Below are 13,629 nucleotides of genomic sequence, written 5' to 3' on the forward strand. Positions count from 1 at the left end.
AGCTACCGTTACAGCCGTAATCGGAACCGGATGACTTCGGCTAAGACATAAGGGGACTGAGGAGAAACGATGAGCGGACCGCACGGATCGGACCCGGGCCACCAGTGGCAACCGCCCGGCCAGGGCGGCGACCAATCCTCGGAGCCGACACAGGTGGGATCGCCCTGGCAGCAGCAGCACTCGCCCCAGGACGCGACGTGGCAGGCCCCGGCGTATACGCCGCCCGCCGAATATCCGCAGTACCAGCCGCCGACCGAGCAGGCATACCCGCAGCAATACCAGCAGCCCGGCCAGTATGGCCAGCCGGGCCAGCCCGGGCAGTTCGGCGCCCAGCCCCCGCAGTACGCGCCGCCGGGCCAATACGGCCAACCAGGGCAGTACCCGCAACCCGGCCAGTACGGCCAGCCGGGCCAGCCCGGCCAATACGGTCAGCCCGGCCAGCCTGGTCAATACGGTCAGTACCCGCAGCAGTACCCGCCCTACGAACAGCCGGGTAAGAAGCGCTCGATGGCGCTCATCGGCGGCGTGACCGGCGCGATCCTCTTCCTGCTCATCGCGGTCGTGCTGGTGCTCGGCTTCTGGCAGCCGGGCTTCTTCGTCACCACCAAGCTCGACGTCAACAAGGCCCAGACCGGTGTGCAGCAGATCCTCTCCGACGAGACGAACGGCTACGGCGCCAAGAACGTCAAAGACGTCAAGTGCAACCGCGGCCAAGATCCCGTCGTCAAGAAGGGCGGCACCTTCGACTGCGACGTCAGCATCGATGGCGCCCAAAAGCGCGTGACGGTGACCTTCCAGGACAACAAGGGCACCTACGAGGTCGGTCGGCCGCAATAACCGATTGCCCGCCTCCTCCTCGCGCCGCCATCGGCGCGCGAAGCTCAGGCCGGCAGCGCGTCGAGCGCCTTCTGCAAGCGGGCAATCGGCGACCCCACGCCCAGCTCGGTCGCGAGCGTGGCGGTGCGTTTGGGGTGGGCGGCAACCAGGGGTAGGGCGTCGGTGGGCGTCGACATCTTGACCGGGGCGTCGGTGGCCACGCGCACCACCGTGCCGGCGGCCTCGATGTAGTCGGTCGAGGCCAGCAATTTGGCCCGTAAACCCTTGGCCATCTTGGACTTTGGGTCGTGGGCGGCGGCAAGGATCCGCTCCAGCGAGCCGTGCTGGGCCAGCAGGGTGGCTGCCGTCTTCTCGCCGACACCCGGTACCCCGGGCAGGCCGTCGGACGGGTCGCCGCGCAGCAGCGCGAGTTCGGCGTAGGCGGGGCCGGCCCGATCCTTGGGCACCCCGTAGTGCTCGGCCACCTCGGGGGGTCCAAACAAGGTGGCGTTGCTCAGCCCCCGCCCCAGGTACAGGACCCGAACCGGGACGGGCTCGTCGGTGACCACCTGCAGCAGGTCGCGATCGCCGCTGACCACCACGACCGCGTCCTTGCGTTCGCGCGCGGCGAGGGTGCCCAGCACGTCGTCGGCTTCGAAACCTTCCGCCCCCGCCGTCGGGATCCCGAATGCGTCGAGCAGCTCCATGATCATGTCGATCTGCGGGGTCAGCTCGTCGGGCACTTCCTCGATGTCGGGCTCGCCCTCGGGTTCCGGTTCGGCGACCCGATGCGCCTTGTACGACGGGATGAGGTCGACCCGGAACTGTGGACGCCAATCCAGGTCGAGGCACACCACCAGGCGGCCGGGTCGGTGGCGTGTGATCACCACGGCCAGCGAGTCGAGGAATCCGCGGACGGCGTTGACGGGTCGGCCGTCGGGGGTGGTGATCGACGACGGCACCCCGAAATACGAGCGGAACCACATGCTGGGGCCGTCGAGGAGCACTAGCGGCGATCGCATGCCGGTTATGGTCTCACGTCGCCGAACGTCGACTTGTCGTCGACCACTTTCGCGAATTGCCACAACAACTCGACGTTCGGCGGGCCGGGTTAGCCTTGCTGCCATGGACTCGGACCGATTCGACGCGGGAGTGTATGCACGCCGCCTGGCCGCGGCGGCCGGCGCGACCGCCGACGCCGGCCTCGCCGGCCTGGTGATCACGCCCGGCTACGACCTGCGCTACCTCGTCGGCTCGCGCGCGCAGACGTTCGAGCGGCTCACCGCGCTGGTGCTGCCGGCCTCGGGCGATCCGACGGTGGTGGTGCCGCGGCTGGAGCTGGCCTCGCTGAAGGGTTCGGCCATTGCGGAACTTGGCCTGGCCGTGCGGGATTGGGTCGATGGCGACGACCCGTACAAGTTGGTGAGCGCGGCACTGCGCGGGGGCCCGGCCGCGACCGCCGTCACCGATTCCATGCCGGCGCTGCACCTGTTGCCGCTCGCCGGCGAGCTCGGCGTGCTGCCGACGCTGGCCACCGACGTGCTGCGCGGGCTGCGGATGGTCAAGGAGGAATGCGAGGTCGACGCCCTGCGCAAGGCCGGGGCGGCCATCGACCGGGTGCACGCCCGGGTGCCCGAGTTACTGCGACCGGGCCGCACCGAGGCCGACGTGGCCGCCGACATCGCCGAAGCCATTGTCGCCGAAGGGCATTCGGACGTGGCATTCATCATCGTCGGCTCCGGCCCGCACGCCGCCGACCCGCATCACAGCTATTCGGACCGAGAACTGCAGGCGGGCGACATCGTCGTCGTCGACATCGGCGGCGCCTACGCGCCCGGATACCACTCCGACTCGACCCGCACCTACAGCATCGGAGAACCCAAACCTGATGTAGCACAGCAATATTCGGTGCTACAGCGAGCGCAGCGCACGGCCTTCGACGCGGTGCGACCCGGCGTGACGGCCGAACAGGTCGATGCCGCCGCCCGCGACGTGCTGGCCGAGGCGGGGCTAGCGGAGTTTTTCGTGCACCGCACCGGACACGGGATCGGGCTGTCGGTGCACGAGGAGCCGTACATCGTCGCCGGTAACGACCTGCCACTGACCGCGGGCATGGCGTTTTCCATCGAGCCGGGCATCTACTTCCCCGGCCGGTGGGGGGCGCGCATCGAGGACATCGTCGTGGTCAGCGACGAAGGCGCCCTGGCCGTCAACAACCGGCCGCATGACCTGATCGTGGTGCCCGCACCCTAACGAGCTTGACACCGCCGCCGCGTAGGTTGGGCGGGGTGTCGATCCTGGACCTTCCGCTGCTTCCGATCCGCATCGCACGTCACGTCGCTCACGCTCTCCTGCATCCCGTCGCGCCGTCCCCGGCGCCGCCCGGCGAGCTCGTCGTCGTCGACGGGATGCCCGAGGGCGTGCCGCCCGCGGCGCGGCGCCCCGAGCCGGGGCTGCCCGCGCCGTCGAATTGGCCGTTCGGCGAGCAGTTTCCGCGCACCTGCGGAGCCGGGCGGCTGGCCGGGGGTGCGCTGTTCTGGACCGATTTCCTCTACGACGACCACGGCGCGACGGGCGTCCCGATCGGGGACCTGAAGATTCAAGCGCCGCCGCGCGGCACCTACGTTTATCCGCACGGGCCCGCGGCCAACAACGGCGCCGACATCTTCCGCGTCGCTATCGGGCTGACCGAGACCGACACATGGTGGCGGGTCGACTGGAACACGCTGGTCGACGCCGCCGTGCCGATCGCGCTGTTCACCTTCGACACCGATCCCGCCCGGACGGCCGCCGAGGAGTGGCCGGCCGGGGCCGGCGTGCGGTCGAAGGGCATCGACATGGCGCTGCTCATCTCCGGGAGGGCCGCGGCGGTGATCGACCTGACCACTCGCGTGGCCACGCCCGTCAAGCACAGCGTCGACATGGCGTCGCGGTCGTTTATGGCGCAGGTTCCGCGGGCGCTGGTCGAACCCACCGGAAGCTGGACGGTTCGCCTGGCCGCCGGGTTGGCCACGGCGGCGGGCGACGGGTTCGCCGACGTGCCCGCCCAGCGCGGCGCGCTGCCCGGGCAGCCCAACGTCTACAACGTCGCGTTCCGCACCCACGAGCAGGAGCCGCCGCACCTCAACTTCTGGTCCGATTCGGCGCAGGCCGCGGCGCTGAGCCACGGCGACGTGTCCGAGTTTGCGCTGACGGTGCCGTGGGCTCAACTGGCCGCCCGGGCGACCGCACCGGAGCCGGTGATCACCGGCCCGACAACCCGCTGGTACGTCTCGTCGGTCGAGCTGGGCCAGGGCGTCGCGGCCGAAGACATCTTGAGCACGTTGAGCACCAAGCCGCAATTCCTCGGCCGGGTGCAGCCGTATTCGGTCTGCCTGCCGTCGACCTACGCACCGGGCCGGGCGCTGCCGCTGACGCTGCTGCTGCACTCGCTGGCGCTCGGACAAAGCCAGTTCGCCGCGATCGACCCGCGCCTGCTGCACGAGGTGTGCGAGGGCCGCGACTCGGTGGTGGTCACGCCGCTGGCCCGCGGCCCGTCAACCTGGTACTTCGACACCGGGGAACTCGACGTCTGGGAAGTGTGGGCGCGGGTGGCCGAACAGCTCGGCACCGACCCCAATCGCACGGTCATCTCCGGCTACTCGATGGGCGGGTATGCCGCCTACAAGCTGGGATTGAGCTATCCGCAGGCGTTTTCGCAGGCGGTGGTGCTGGCCGGCCCGCCGACGTGCGGCGTGCGGCTGCTTCCCGGCGTCGACATCCCGGCCGACCTCGACCTCGACTCGCCGTGCGCCCGCGAGGGTGACACCTGGAAGCTGCTGGTGAATGCCCGCTGGTTGCCGTACGTCATCGCCCACGGTTTGGTCGACGAGCTGGTGCCGTTCGTCTCCGCCGCCGAGCAGGTGCTCGAGCTGGACCGGCTCGGCTACCGGCACCGGTTCACCGTCTACCCCCTCGAGGATCACATCGCCTGGGTGCTTCAGGACAAGTTCGCGGACCCGATCTCGCACATGGGAACCGGTCTGCGCCAAGCGGACCCGGGGCACATCACGTTCGCGTGGCATCCGCAGCTGGTGCGCGCCGATCTGGGCATCGGGCCGCATCAGGTGTGGTGGTTGTCGGAGCTGACCGCCGATCCGGCGGTCACGGCGCGGCGCGGCGCCGTGGCCGAGGTCGACGCGCGGTCGTATGCCCGGCCGGACCCGACGCACACCATTCGGCATCACCGCGGGGTCTTCTTCGATTTCGACCCGACGCCCGGGGTGTACAGCGAGCTGGACTGGCGAGTGGGGCGGCCCGTCGACCCGCTGCCGTATCTGACGCTGCGCCTCACCGGGGTCGCCGGAATCCGGGTCGACGTGGCGCGTGCCGGGCTGGCTGCGCTGCCGTCATCGACGATCACCGTCGCCACCGACACCGCCGCGCAGATCACGCTTGGCGGGCTGCCCGACGGTGTCGAGGTGGAGCTCGACGGCCAGCCGGCCGGGCCGACGGTGGCCGTGTCGCGCGGGCGGCATCGCATCACGCTGACCGGCTCCGGCTAGCGTGTCCGCCTGACCTGCGTGAATAGCCATGCGCCTCGACGTGGGCGAGAATTCGGCGCGTGGGGCCGTTAGCGGTAGATCCTCAGGCGCTCTATGCCGCGGGCAGCGCCCTGAACGGCGCTGGAGGCGGCCTGGAGGCCAACCTCACCGTGTTGACGGCCGGTTTCGCCGCCCATACCGGCCTGGACGCGGCCGGCACGGTGTTCGGGCTGGGGTACCAGGAGGCCGCGGAGAAGGTGTTGACGCTGGCGGCGGCCGCGATCAACGCCTGCCGGCAGTGTGGAGCCCGACTACAGCAAGGCGCGGCGAATTACTCGAGGGCCGAAGCCGATTCGAGGCTGGGCGGCGGTGCCGACGTCTTGCAGGCGCCGCCCGACCCGCCCACCATCGCGCCTCCCGGGCCGCCCGGGACGTGGGGCAAAGGGGAGCCCCCTCCGCTGCTGTGGGCCGTGGTGCAGTCGTTCGTCGACGACGTGTGGCCCGACGGCGACGTCGAGGGCTTGCATGCGGCCGCGGCTCGGTGGCGCAGTTTCGGCGCGGCAGCGGGCGGGATGCGGGGCGCGGTCAACGCTTCGAAGTCGCTGTTTGATGGTCAGCACATCCCCGAAGGCGGCTTGATCGATGAGGGTTTGTCGAAGATCGCCGGCGGCATGGGGAAGATTGGCGAGCTGTCGGAAGCGCTGGCCAGGAAGCTCGATGACTTCGCCAACGGGGTGAGTCGTGCCCAGAACGCGATCCGGGACCTGCTGAACCGCCTGGGATCACTGACCGACATCGGGCACGACCTGATGTTGATCGTCAAAGGCGACGCGTTCGAGGAGATCAAAAAGATCGCAGGGGACATCAACGACGTGCTCCACCACTTTGGTGAGGAAGCCAGGGCCATGGAGCAGTCGATCAAGATGGGGATGCAGGTCGTCGACGGCGAGGTCGTCAAGCTCGAGAAGTACGTGCGCGGCGAGCTCAAGAACTTCCTCGGCGATGCGGTCGGCAACCAGGTGGCGACCGTGTTCGACACATGGCTGAACGCGAACGAGGGCGTCCTCAAAGGCGCAGTCGGCATGGCGCAGGCCATTGGTGAGCTCGACCCGCGATGGTTCCTGCTCGATCCAAAAGGCGCTGCGGACACCTGGGCGAACTTGGGCAAGAGCTTGTGGAAAGGCAGCCTGATCAATGCCTTGTTTAACCCCCAAGAGGCCAGTGAAACACAGCTGCAGCAGCTGAAAGGACTGCTGCACCTTGATGATTGGAGCACGGCTCGGCCGGGATTGGGGTTCGGTGAAAACCTGTTCGATCTCAGCACGTTGCTCATTCCTGGCGGTGGGGAGGCCGGTGCGGCGGCGGATGGCGCAGGAGCGGCCGCTCGCGGCGCCGAGGCCGCAGGGGAGGCCGCGGGTACCGCGGGGCGTGCCGGCGAGCGAGCGGCCGGTGGGGTAGCGGGCGCCGCCGGTGCTCGCGGCGCGTTGGCTGATATCGCCGGAACCGGAAGCAAGCTGACAAAAGACCTCGAAGGCGTCACCGGAAACCTCCCCAAGATCGAGCCGCCGCCCGTGGGCGGACGCCCCGTGGGTTTGCCACCGGGCAAGCTGCCGGACGCGCCCGTCGGGCCGGCACCGCACGCGCCGGACGCGGCCCCCGGTGCGCCTCACGGGCCAACTGCCTCGCCGGGGCCGACGGCCTCGGAGCCGCCGGGACCGCCGGGTGGTCAGCCGGCACCCGCACCGGCGGGCGGCCCGCACGAACCGGGAGGCGGTCCTCCCGCCTCGGCGCCTGCGCCAACGGGTGGGGCGCACGAGCCACCGCCTGAGCCGGCGCCCGCTGCGCCTGCACCAGCGTCGCCGCCGGGTGGTCCGCATGAACCGGGATTCGACCCGCCAGCCGCCGCGGCTCCAGCCTCGGGTGGACCCCATGAACCGGGATTCGACCCGCCAGCCGCCGCGGCTCCCGCGCCGGGTGGACCCCATGGTGTTGGGTCTTTGCCTGAGAGCCATTCGCCTGAACCGCCGTTGCCGGCTGGGGGTGACCCGCATGGACCGGGGGTTGAGCCGGAGTCTGTGCCTGCGCAGCCGGGCGCGACGCCGGGTGGTCCCCATGATCCCGGCGCTGTGTCTGAGAGCCATTCGCCTGAACCGCCATTGCCGGCTGGGGGCGGCCCGCATGAACCGGGGTTTGAGCCGGAGTCTGCACCTGCCCAGGCGGACGCGACGCCGGGTGATCCCCATGATCCCGATTTAGTGCCGGCCGGCGGTCCGCACGAGCCGGTCCCAGAACCGGCCGGTGGTCCGCATGAGCCGGTCTCAGAACCGGCCGGTGGTCCGCATGAACCGGCATCCGTGCCCGCCGGCGGACCGCATGACCCGGCACCCGCGGCCGCGCCCGTTTCCGCTCCGGCAGCCGTGCCCGCCGCAGTGGGTGACCGCTTGCCGTCGGCTGTTCCCGCAGCGGCCGAATCGACGCCAGCTCGCTTGCCGGCAACACCCAGCGGGTCTCCTGTCGGACCGGCGCCCGTCGCCGCGCACTCGGCGCAGCCGACGCCATCGTTGTCGGCTTCGACACCTCATTCCGCGCCGCCGGGTGGTCGCCCGACGGAACTGCCGCCGCCGGGCCGCGGCGGCCGGCACGGGACGGGTGAAGGCGGTTCCCCGGGTGGGCCGCCACACCGAAAGCCACCGCCTGGTGGGGGTCCGCATGCGCCTGGCGACCAGGGCCCCCCTCGCGATGGCCCCGGCAGTGGAGCCGACGATCAGGCGCACGACCAACCATCCCCAGACGGCGCTGACGACGGTCAGAACCCGGGCAAGGGAAAACCCCCAACGGCAAGAGAGGTCTTTCCAGAGGCAAACGAATACGGTGACCTCACAAAGGATCAGTATGAGCACGAGTTCGTGGACGAAAACGGTCAAACGCGGTATCCGGAGGAGAATGATCCGGAGAAGCCCTACGCAGTTCCTGGGACCGTTCACAACATGACTCCAACGGAGATCATGAATGAGTTAGACGGGAATTTCATCGACCGTATCGGCCACCCCCGCGGTCGATGGCTGGCCCCCGAAGGAACACCTTACGAAGGGCGTTCTTTGCCCTGCGAGTCTCTAGACTTGGACTACCATGTGTATAAAGTACATGCCGAGGTTGGCTTACCCCGTGGATGGGTAATCGAAAAATCGACCGCTGCACCGTGGTTTGGCCATGGCGGTGGAGGTATTCAATATAGGTTGGTTCCACCGAGGAATGGCAAGGCGAGCGTTGAAGAGCTTGAAGGCAGAGGATTCTTGGAAGACGTCGGACACCTTTTCTTTGGGAGTGGATCATGAACGACTATTATGTCGACCTGAGTAAATTTCCATCTCGTCTCCGAAGAGTCGTCGAATCTTGGTTCGTCTGGCAGACGATATACCTGCGGGCGCGTGATAGTTACCCTGGTGATGACCGGCGAAGGCCCGCAGAATGGGAAAGTCCGGAGCGACGATTTTGGGGCAAACAACTGCCGCAAATAATTAATGATTCTGAAGTGGCGTTCACCGGCGATGCCGAGATTTCTTACTTCGTAGTGAAAGAAGGCGATGCATACTACATCGATCAGAAGGAGAGGTCGTCGCGGGGGAGATATTGGATGTTTAGGCGTTTTGAGGACGCTGAAAAGTATCTTTTGCTGCTCATAAGCGACTTCGCGCGGCCGGGCGAGTATTCCGATTCAATCCTCTTTCGGTGGTACAAGGAAGGAATCGATCCGAATGTGTCGTTGACAGAAATCGATCCTGATAACTATCCGGGCCGGGTTTCGCTGAGAGTCGATCGGGAGGAGACCGATCGAGGCTGGATGTCCGATTACGACGCGACAATCTTCTCGCACGCAATCGCGTTGACATACGAAGAGCTTGACGGTGCTCTACGCGAAGGAATTCCGCCGGAATGGTTTAACTTCAGAATCGTCGCCGACATTACGAAGTAAGCAGTGTTCTCGAAAGAAGCTTTGGCGTCGGGTAGAACTTAATAACTTGGGCCACCACGAAATATATTTTTGTGCTACTATGCTTAAAAAAGGACGCGTTCCGGAACAACGAGCCGAATTGAGGGAGACGATTTGGAACTCAGTGATACATGCTTTTCGCTTTCTGGAAGATATTCGATCGGCGCCGAGTCCGAGTCGAGTCGCTATTACGTGTCTGTACCAGTAAGCAATGGTATCGTTGACTACGAAGAGTATTACGAGATCATCGAAGGCCAATATCAGCAATTTCTGGTTGACGAGGCCGCGGCGACTGATTTTGTTGAAGCTTGCCGCAGGCGGGAGCACAATGACCTGCTCTTGCAGAGACTGGGGAGTAACCGCGGAATTCCCGTGTATCAGGCACGAACCTAAGCAGAGAAGTAAACGCCTGGTGAGAGGCACCGCTCCGCCGTTTCCAGGGATATTCGCCCACGGTCGGCTGTTGGACCGGATTAGGCTTGAATCTGGGAAGTACTTGGCAGTAATGGAAGACGGAATACCAGCATCTTGGGAGGGACGCGCGCTACATGTCAATAGTCTCGCGCATCCGTATAATTCCTATATGTTCAAGAGTCTACCTGAGAACTGGCAGATCGAAGTTTCTGAAGTCGCACCCGGAGTTGGTCGACCGGGTGGGTCGATACAGGTGCGAATACTTAACTCAGTAGGGCGATGACACCTGAAGAGCTAACCGATCCTGATATGGGTGTATTGGAATGACGGGCCCCATAGAAATCTCATCACAACTCGAGCAATGGGCTAAGCGAGCTGATTACACGCTGACGCCTGGATCGCGTACCGGTGATGGCCGCGCGGTATTCTGGGCATCGTTGGGCGAGATCCGACTGCTGATCGGGAGGAACCGGGACGGCTGGCTAGTCGTTACCGATTCGGATCGCATGGGACCAGAACATTTCGTTCTGGCTGCTCCATCGAGTACCACCATTGAAAAGTATTTTTTTGGAAGGTTCGCGTTATCTCTAAGGTCCAGCCATGGTTTATCCCGCATGCGCGTTCCGAACTCAGCCGAGAGAATGTCAAACCATTACAATATCGACACGCGTTTGTTTGAAGGTGTTGAGCGGTTCGCGTTAATCGCTTCTGATGGCTCTACAGTGGCTATAGGCAGCGCTGACAGGGTTACTGCAAGAGCAGAACTTACTAAGCTGGCACGGTATCTGACGGCGACGGTAGATCAGATTGAAGCGTCGGCCGTCGATCCTGACGGAAAACCGCTCTTCGAGCCTCTATAGGACAACTGGCCTCGAACTACTCGCCATGGTCAAGCAGATCCGACGACCCGAGTGTCCGCTCCACCTGCACCTCGATGACAACCCGTCGCGGATTGGGCCGTGGGGGTGAAGTGGAGAGCCGCACGGGGCAGGCGATGGCGGTCCGCCAGGCGGCCGCCAACCCAAGGTGCCACCCGACGGCGGCAAACCTCCGGGACACGGCGACAATGGCGGGCAACATGACGGCCCTCCCGACAGCGCCGACCACCCAAGCCCCTCCAGCACGCTGAACTCGGATGATCTGTCAGCATTAGCCGACTACACTGGGTCCGGCTATCGAGACTTAAACGACGCGTTGAGGAGCAATGCTGTGGATGCAACTCAACATGCTCGTATCGAAGCCATTAAAAATGCTTTGCAGAAGCTCCCAACGTATCGCGGATCGGTAACCCGGGGCACAAACCTTCCGTCCGAGGCGCTTGCGCAATATCGAATGGGTGAAGTGATCACAGAAAAAGCTTTCTTAAGTACTAGCACGAGTCCTGCTGTTGCAAGGTCTCCAGCCTTCTCTGGCAATGTGGAATTCAGGATCTTCTCCAAGACGGGGCGCGATGTCTCGTCCGTTCGTTGTTCCCTCGAGAGCGTGAGATATTGTTTCCGCCTGGTACGAGTTTCTTTGTTGCGAGTAAAACATATAGACCCTTTGACAGGCAAACGATTATTGAAACGATCGAACCGTGAAATCAATGACATCCAACCCAACCTATTAGAGATAGGAGCGCTCATAGTGAGTAGAGAAATCGCCGGCAAGATTTTCTCGACCCCAGAGGAGGCAGGTGTAACTCCGCCGACAGAAGAGTTGGCGGAAGCACGGAAAGCGTTCGATGAGTTTCAGGCGAAGGTGGACGCGGTGGCTCCGGAAGATCGAGTCACTGAAGTCTCACCTAAGCTCTGGGACGACATATCTGGCACTGAATATGACCCTCGGCGTAAAGATAGTTAGAGCGCGAGTCGGAGAAACCAATATCGGTTGAGGAGCTCAGGAGGAACGGCATGCTGATCGAGCCGTCCGACCCTGCCCCGCATGAGAACCCACCAGATTCGCCGCCAGAGAGTGGGCCGCCCAAGGAGGTCTAACGGAATGAGAAGGGACACGCTCACCGATATGCATGACCAAGATATTGAGGAATTGATCAACCATTATAATAGGTGGCGGCAAATTTTTCGATATGCTAACCAATCGGTGCCGAATGAACCAATTTGGGAAAACGGGCGACTTTATTTTCGCGAAGGTTACCCCAATCCGGGCTGGTCGGCGCTCATCCTGGAATTTAGTTCTGACGGACACTATGCAGTCCTCCATGCATCGACTGAACGACGCAACACTCCCCTGGAATCCACTCGTGCGGTGTTTTCGCAAGTGCAAGATGCGGGCAAGTACATAATGTACGAAGTTGCAGACCTACTTCGAGTTTCGATTGGGCTCAAACCTTTAGAACGGCAATGGCGCGATGCCGGCCTCGACGCTAGCGTGCGTAAGGTGACTTTGTCTGATAAGCAAGCGAAGTATGAGTTAGTTACGGATCCCACGGTCTATTTTATTGCATATTCTGGAGGCATTCAGCCTTTCAATCATATTCTGCCTCTATCGTATGATCAGCTAGACTCCCAGCTGCTCGAAGGATTTCCTTCTCGTGTGACTGCCCAGCTGGCAGGGTCCGGCTAGCCTTGGCTTGCTACCCGCGTATATTCGCATTGCGATAGTGCAGTGAACCCTCTATTTGAAAGGCATGTATTGACATTTGCGGTAGTCTACTCATCAAGAGAAGACAGGTATTCGATCGGCGTCGAATCGCCTTCCGGCCGTTACTATGCATCGATACCAGTAAGCAATGGGATCGTTGACTACGAAGAGTATTACGAGATTACCAAAGACCAATATCATCAGTTTCTGCGTGACAAAGCAGCAGCGATTGATTTCGTAGAAGCTTGCCGTCGGCGTGAGCACGATGACCTGCTCTTGCAGAGACCGGGAAGTAACCGCGGAACTCCCGTGTAGCACGCGACAAACATATGCAAACCATAGATGAGAGGAGTTTGAAGTGGCCAAGGAGATTGCTGGAAAGATCTTTTTGACGGCCGAAGAGGCGGGTGCCGCTCCGCCGTCGGAAGAGAAGCTCGCGCGTGCACGGAAACTCTTCGACGAGTTCCAGAAGAAGGTAGATGCCGTAGCCGAGGAAGACCGTCCGACGGAAATCTCGCCAAAGTTCTGGGATGATGTATCTGGTACTGAGTACGACCCTCAGCGGAAAGAGCAATAGGCGCGGGAGCGACCGACTCCAGGCTGTGAACAGATTATGGGAGAGGACGAATGGCGAAGCACATTGCTGGCAAAATCTTTTCTACTCCAGAAGAGGCCGGGGTTACTCCGCCCACCCAAGAGGAGCTGGCTGAAATCCGAAAGCAATTTGACGAATTCGAGCAAAAGATAAACGCCGTGGCTCCGGAAGATCGAGTCAGAGAAGTGTCTCCGAAGTTTTGGGACGACACCTCAGGCACCGAGTACGAAAACTGGAACCGAGAGTAGCTCTTAGGTCGCCACGATGTCCGGTCCGACCTAATCGACCCAAGAACTAGTCGCCGCGGTCAAGCAGATCCGACGACCCGAGCACCCTTTCCACCTGTACCTCGATGACCACCCGTCGCGGGTTGGGCCGGGGCGTGCGATACCGCTGGGCATAGCGCAGTTCGGCATCACGCACGGCGTCGGCGTCGCTGTTCACCTTCGACCGGCCCTCCAGCGACAGCCACCGCGCGCCGTCGACCTGGCTGAGCACGGCCATCCCGGCTCGGTCGGCGTTCACGGCCTTCTGCGAGCCACCGGTGGTGATGACCCGTGCGATGTGGGTCTTGGGATCGAAGGTGAAACCCACGGCCACCACATGCGGCGAGTTGTCGGCCCGCAGCGTGGTCAGCATGGCCAAATGACGTTCGGACAGGAATGCCAACGCATCGTCGGTAAGCCGGGTAGTGGTATTCGCCATCA

General features: G+C 63.7%; 15 protein-coding genes and 1 pseudogene. 13 read left to right on the forward strand and 3 right to left on the reverse strand.

What is annotated here, in order from left to right:
* Nucleotides 1–69: 69 nt before the first annotated feature.
* Entirely contained in the window at nucleotides 70–837 is a 768-nt protein-coding gene (locus tag A5764_RS15570; RefSeq protein ID WP_067114407.1) for a DUF4333 domain-containing protein, read from the forward strand.
* 44 nt (nucleotides 838–881) lie between these two features.
* Here the strand turns inward: A5764_RS15570 and A5764_RS15575 are convergent, their stop codons facing one another.
* On the reverse strand, nucleotides 882–1,838 hold the full coding sequence (locus A5764_RS15575) for a 5'-3' exonuclease (RefSeq protein ID WP_067114408.1): 957 nt from the start codon (nucleotides 1,836–1,838) through the stop codon (nucleotides 882–884).
* Between the two features lie 103 nt (nucleotides 1,839–1,941).
* On the opposite strand from A5764_RS15575, the gene A5764_RS15580 reads away from it, so the two are divergent.
* The 7 genes from A5764_RS15580 (at nucleotide 1,942) to A5764_RS27565 (ending at nucleotide 10,604) form a co-directional block, all read left to right on the forward strand.
* On the forward strand, nucleotides 1,942–3,069 hold the full coding sequence (locus A5764_RS15580; protein WP_067114409.1) for a Xaa-Pro peptidase family protein: 1,128 nt from the start codon (nucleotides 1,942–1,944) through the stop codon (nucleotides 3,067–3,069).
* A gap of 35 nt (nucleotides 3,070–3,104) precedes the next feature.
* Nucleotides 3,105–5,360 (forward strand): alpha/beta hydrolase-fold protein, encoded by a 2,256-nt coding sequence (locus A5764_RS15585; protein WP_067114410.1) that lies wholly within the window; start codon nucleotides 3,105–3,107, stop codon nucleotides 5,358–5,360.
* Between the two features lie 236 nt (nucleotides 5,361–5,596).
* The gene (locus tag A5764_RS27550) at nucleotides 5,597–8,674 is read left to right on the forward strand and encodes a glycohydrolase toxin TNT-related protein (RefSeq protein WP_369807332.1); all 3,078 of its coding nucleotides are present in this window, start codon (nucleotides 5,597–5,599) and stop codon (nucleotides 8,672–8,674) included.
* A complete protein-coding gene (locus A5764_RS15600) occupies nucleotides 8,671–9,312 on the forward strand; it encodes a hypothetical protein (protein ID WP_156664702.1) in 642 nt (213 codons plus the stop codon). Before A5764_RS27550 ends, A5764_RS15600 begins: the two co-directional genes overlap by 4 nt.
* Nucleotides 9,313–9,444: 132 nt before the next feature.
* Nucleotides 9,445–9,723, forward strand: coding sequence for a hypothetical protein (locus A5764_RS29410; protein ID WP_082951714.1), 279 nt, complete (start codon nucleotides 9,445–9,447; stop codon nucleotides 9,721–9,723).
* A 112-nt stretch (nucleotides 9,724–9,835) separates the two neighbouring features.
* The gene (locus A5764_RS30090; protein ID WP_369807328.1) at nucleotides 9,836–10,027 is read left to right on the forward strand and encodes a hypothetical protein; all 192 of its coding nucleotides are present in this window, start codon (nucleotides 9,836–9,838) and stop codon (nucleotides 10,025–10,027) included.
* 40 nt (nucleotides 10,028–10,067) lie between these two features.
* Entirely contained in the window at nucleotides 10,068–10,604 is a 537-nt protein-coding gene (locus tag A5764_RS27565) for a TNT antitoxin family protein (protein WP_082951716.1), read from the forward strand.
* A 16-nt stretch (nucleotides 10,605–10,620) separates the two neighbouring features.
* Here the strand turns inward: A5764_RS27565 and A5764_RS27570 are convergent.
* A pseudogene (locus tag A5764_RS27570) lies at nucleotides 10,621–10,707 on the reverse strand (PPOX class F420-dependent enzyme); the annotation flags it as partial.
* Between the two features lie 63 nt (nucleotides 10,708–10,770).
* Here A5764_RS27570 and A5764_RS27575 point away from each other — a divergent pair.
* The 5 genes from A5764_RS27575 to A5764_RS27590 all read left to right on the forward strand — a co-directional run bounded on the left by A5764_RS27575 (nucleotide 10,771) and on the right by A5764_RS27590 (nucleotide 13,170).
* A complete protein-coding gene (locus A5764_RS27575; RefSeq protein ID WP_231989719.1) occupies nucleotides 10,771–11,586 on the forward strand; it encodes an ADP-ribosyltransferase in 816 nt (271 codons plus the stop codon).
* A gap of 138 nt (nucleotides 11,587–11,724) precedes the next feature.
* On the forward strand, nucleotides 11,725–12,309 hold the full coding sequence (locus A5764_RS28380) for a hypothetical protein (protein WP_156664703.1): 585 nt from the start codon (nucleotides 11,725–11,727) through the stop codon (nucleotides 12,307–12,309).
* Between the two features lie 69 nt (nucleotides 12,310–12,378).
* Nucleotides 12,379–12,642: a hypothetical protein gene (locus A5764_RS27585; protein ID WP_082951718.1), complete on the forward strand. Its 264-nt coding sequence runs from the start codon at nucleotides 12,379–12,381 to the stop codon at nucleotides 12,640–12,642.
* A gap of 43 nt (nucleotides 12,643–12,685) precedes the next feature.
* Complete coding sequence (locus A5764_RS15610; RefSeq protein WP_067114415.1) at nucleotides 12,686–12,904, forward strand: hypothetical protein; 219 nt, start codon at nucleotides 12,686–12,688, stop codon at nucleotides 12,902–12,904.
* A gap of 50 nt (nucleotides 12,905–12,954) precedes the next feature.
* Nucleotides 12,955–13,170: a hypothetical protein gene (locus A5764_RS27590; RefSeq protein ID WP_082951719.1), complete on the forward strand. Its 216-nt coding sequence runs from the start codon at nucleotides 12,955–12,957 to the stop codon at nucleotides 13,168–13,170.
* Between the two features lie 46 nt (nucleotides 13,171–13,216).
* Here A5764_RS27590 and A5764_RS15615 read toward each other — a convergent pair whose 3' ends face one another.
* On the reverse strand, nucleotides 13,217–13,627 hold the full coding sequence (locus A5764_RS15615) for a F420-dependent biliverdin reductase (RefSeq protein WP_067114416.1): 411 nt from the start codon (nucleotides 13,625–13,627) through the stop codon (nucleotides 13,217–13,219).
* Nucleotides 13,628–13,629 lie beyond the last annotated feature (2 nt).

This window comes from Mycobacterium sp. 852002-51057_SCH5723018, assembly GCF_001667035.1.
GTDB lineage: Bacteria > Actinomycetota > Actinomycetes > Mycobacteriales > Mycobacteriaceae > Mycobacterium.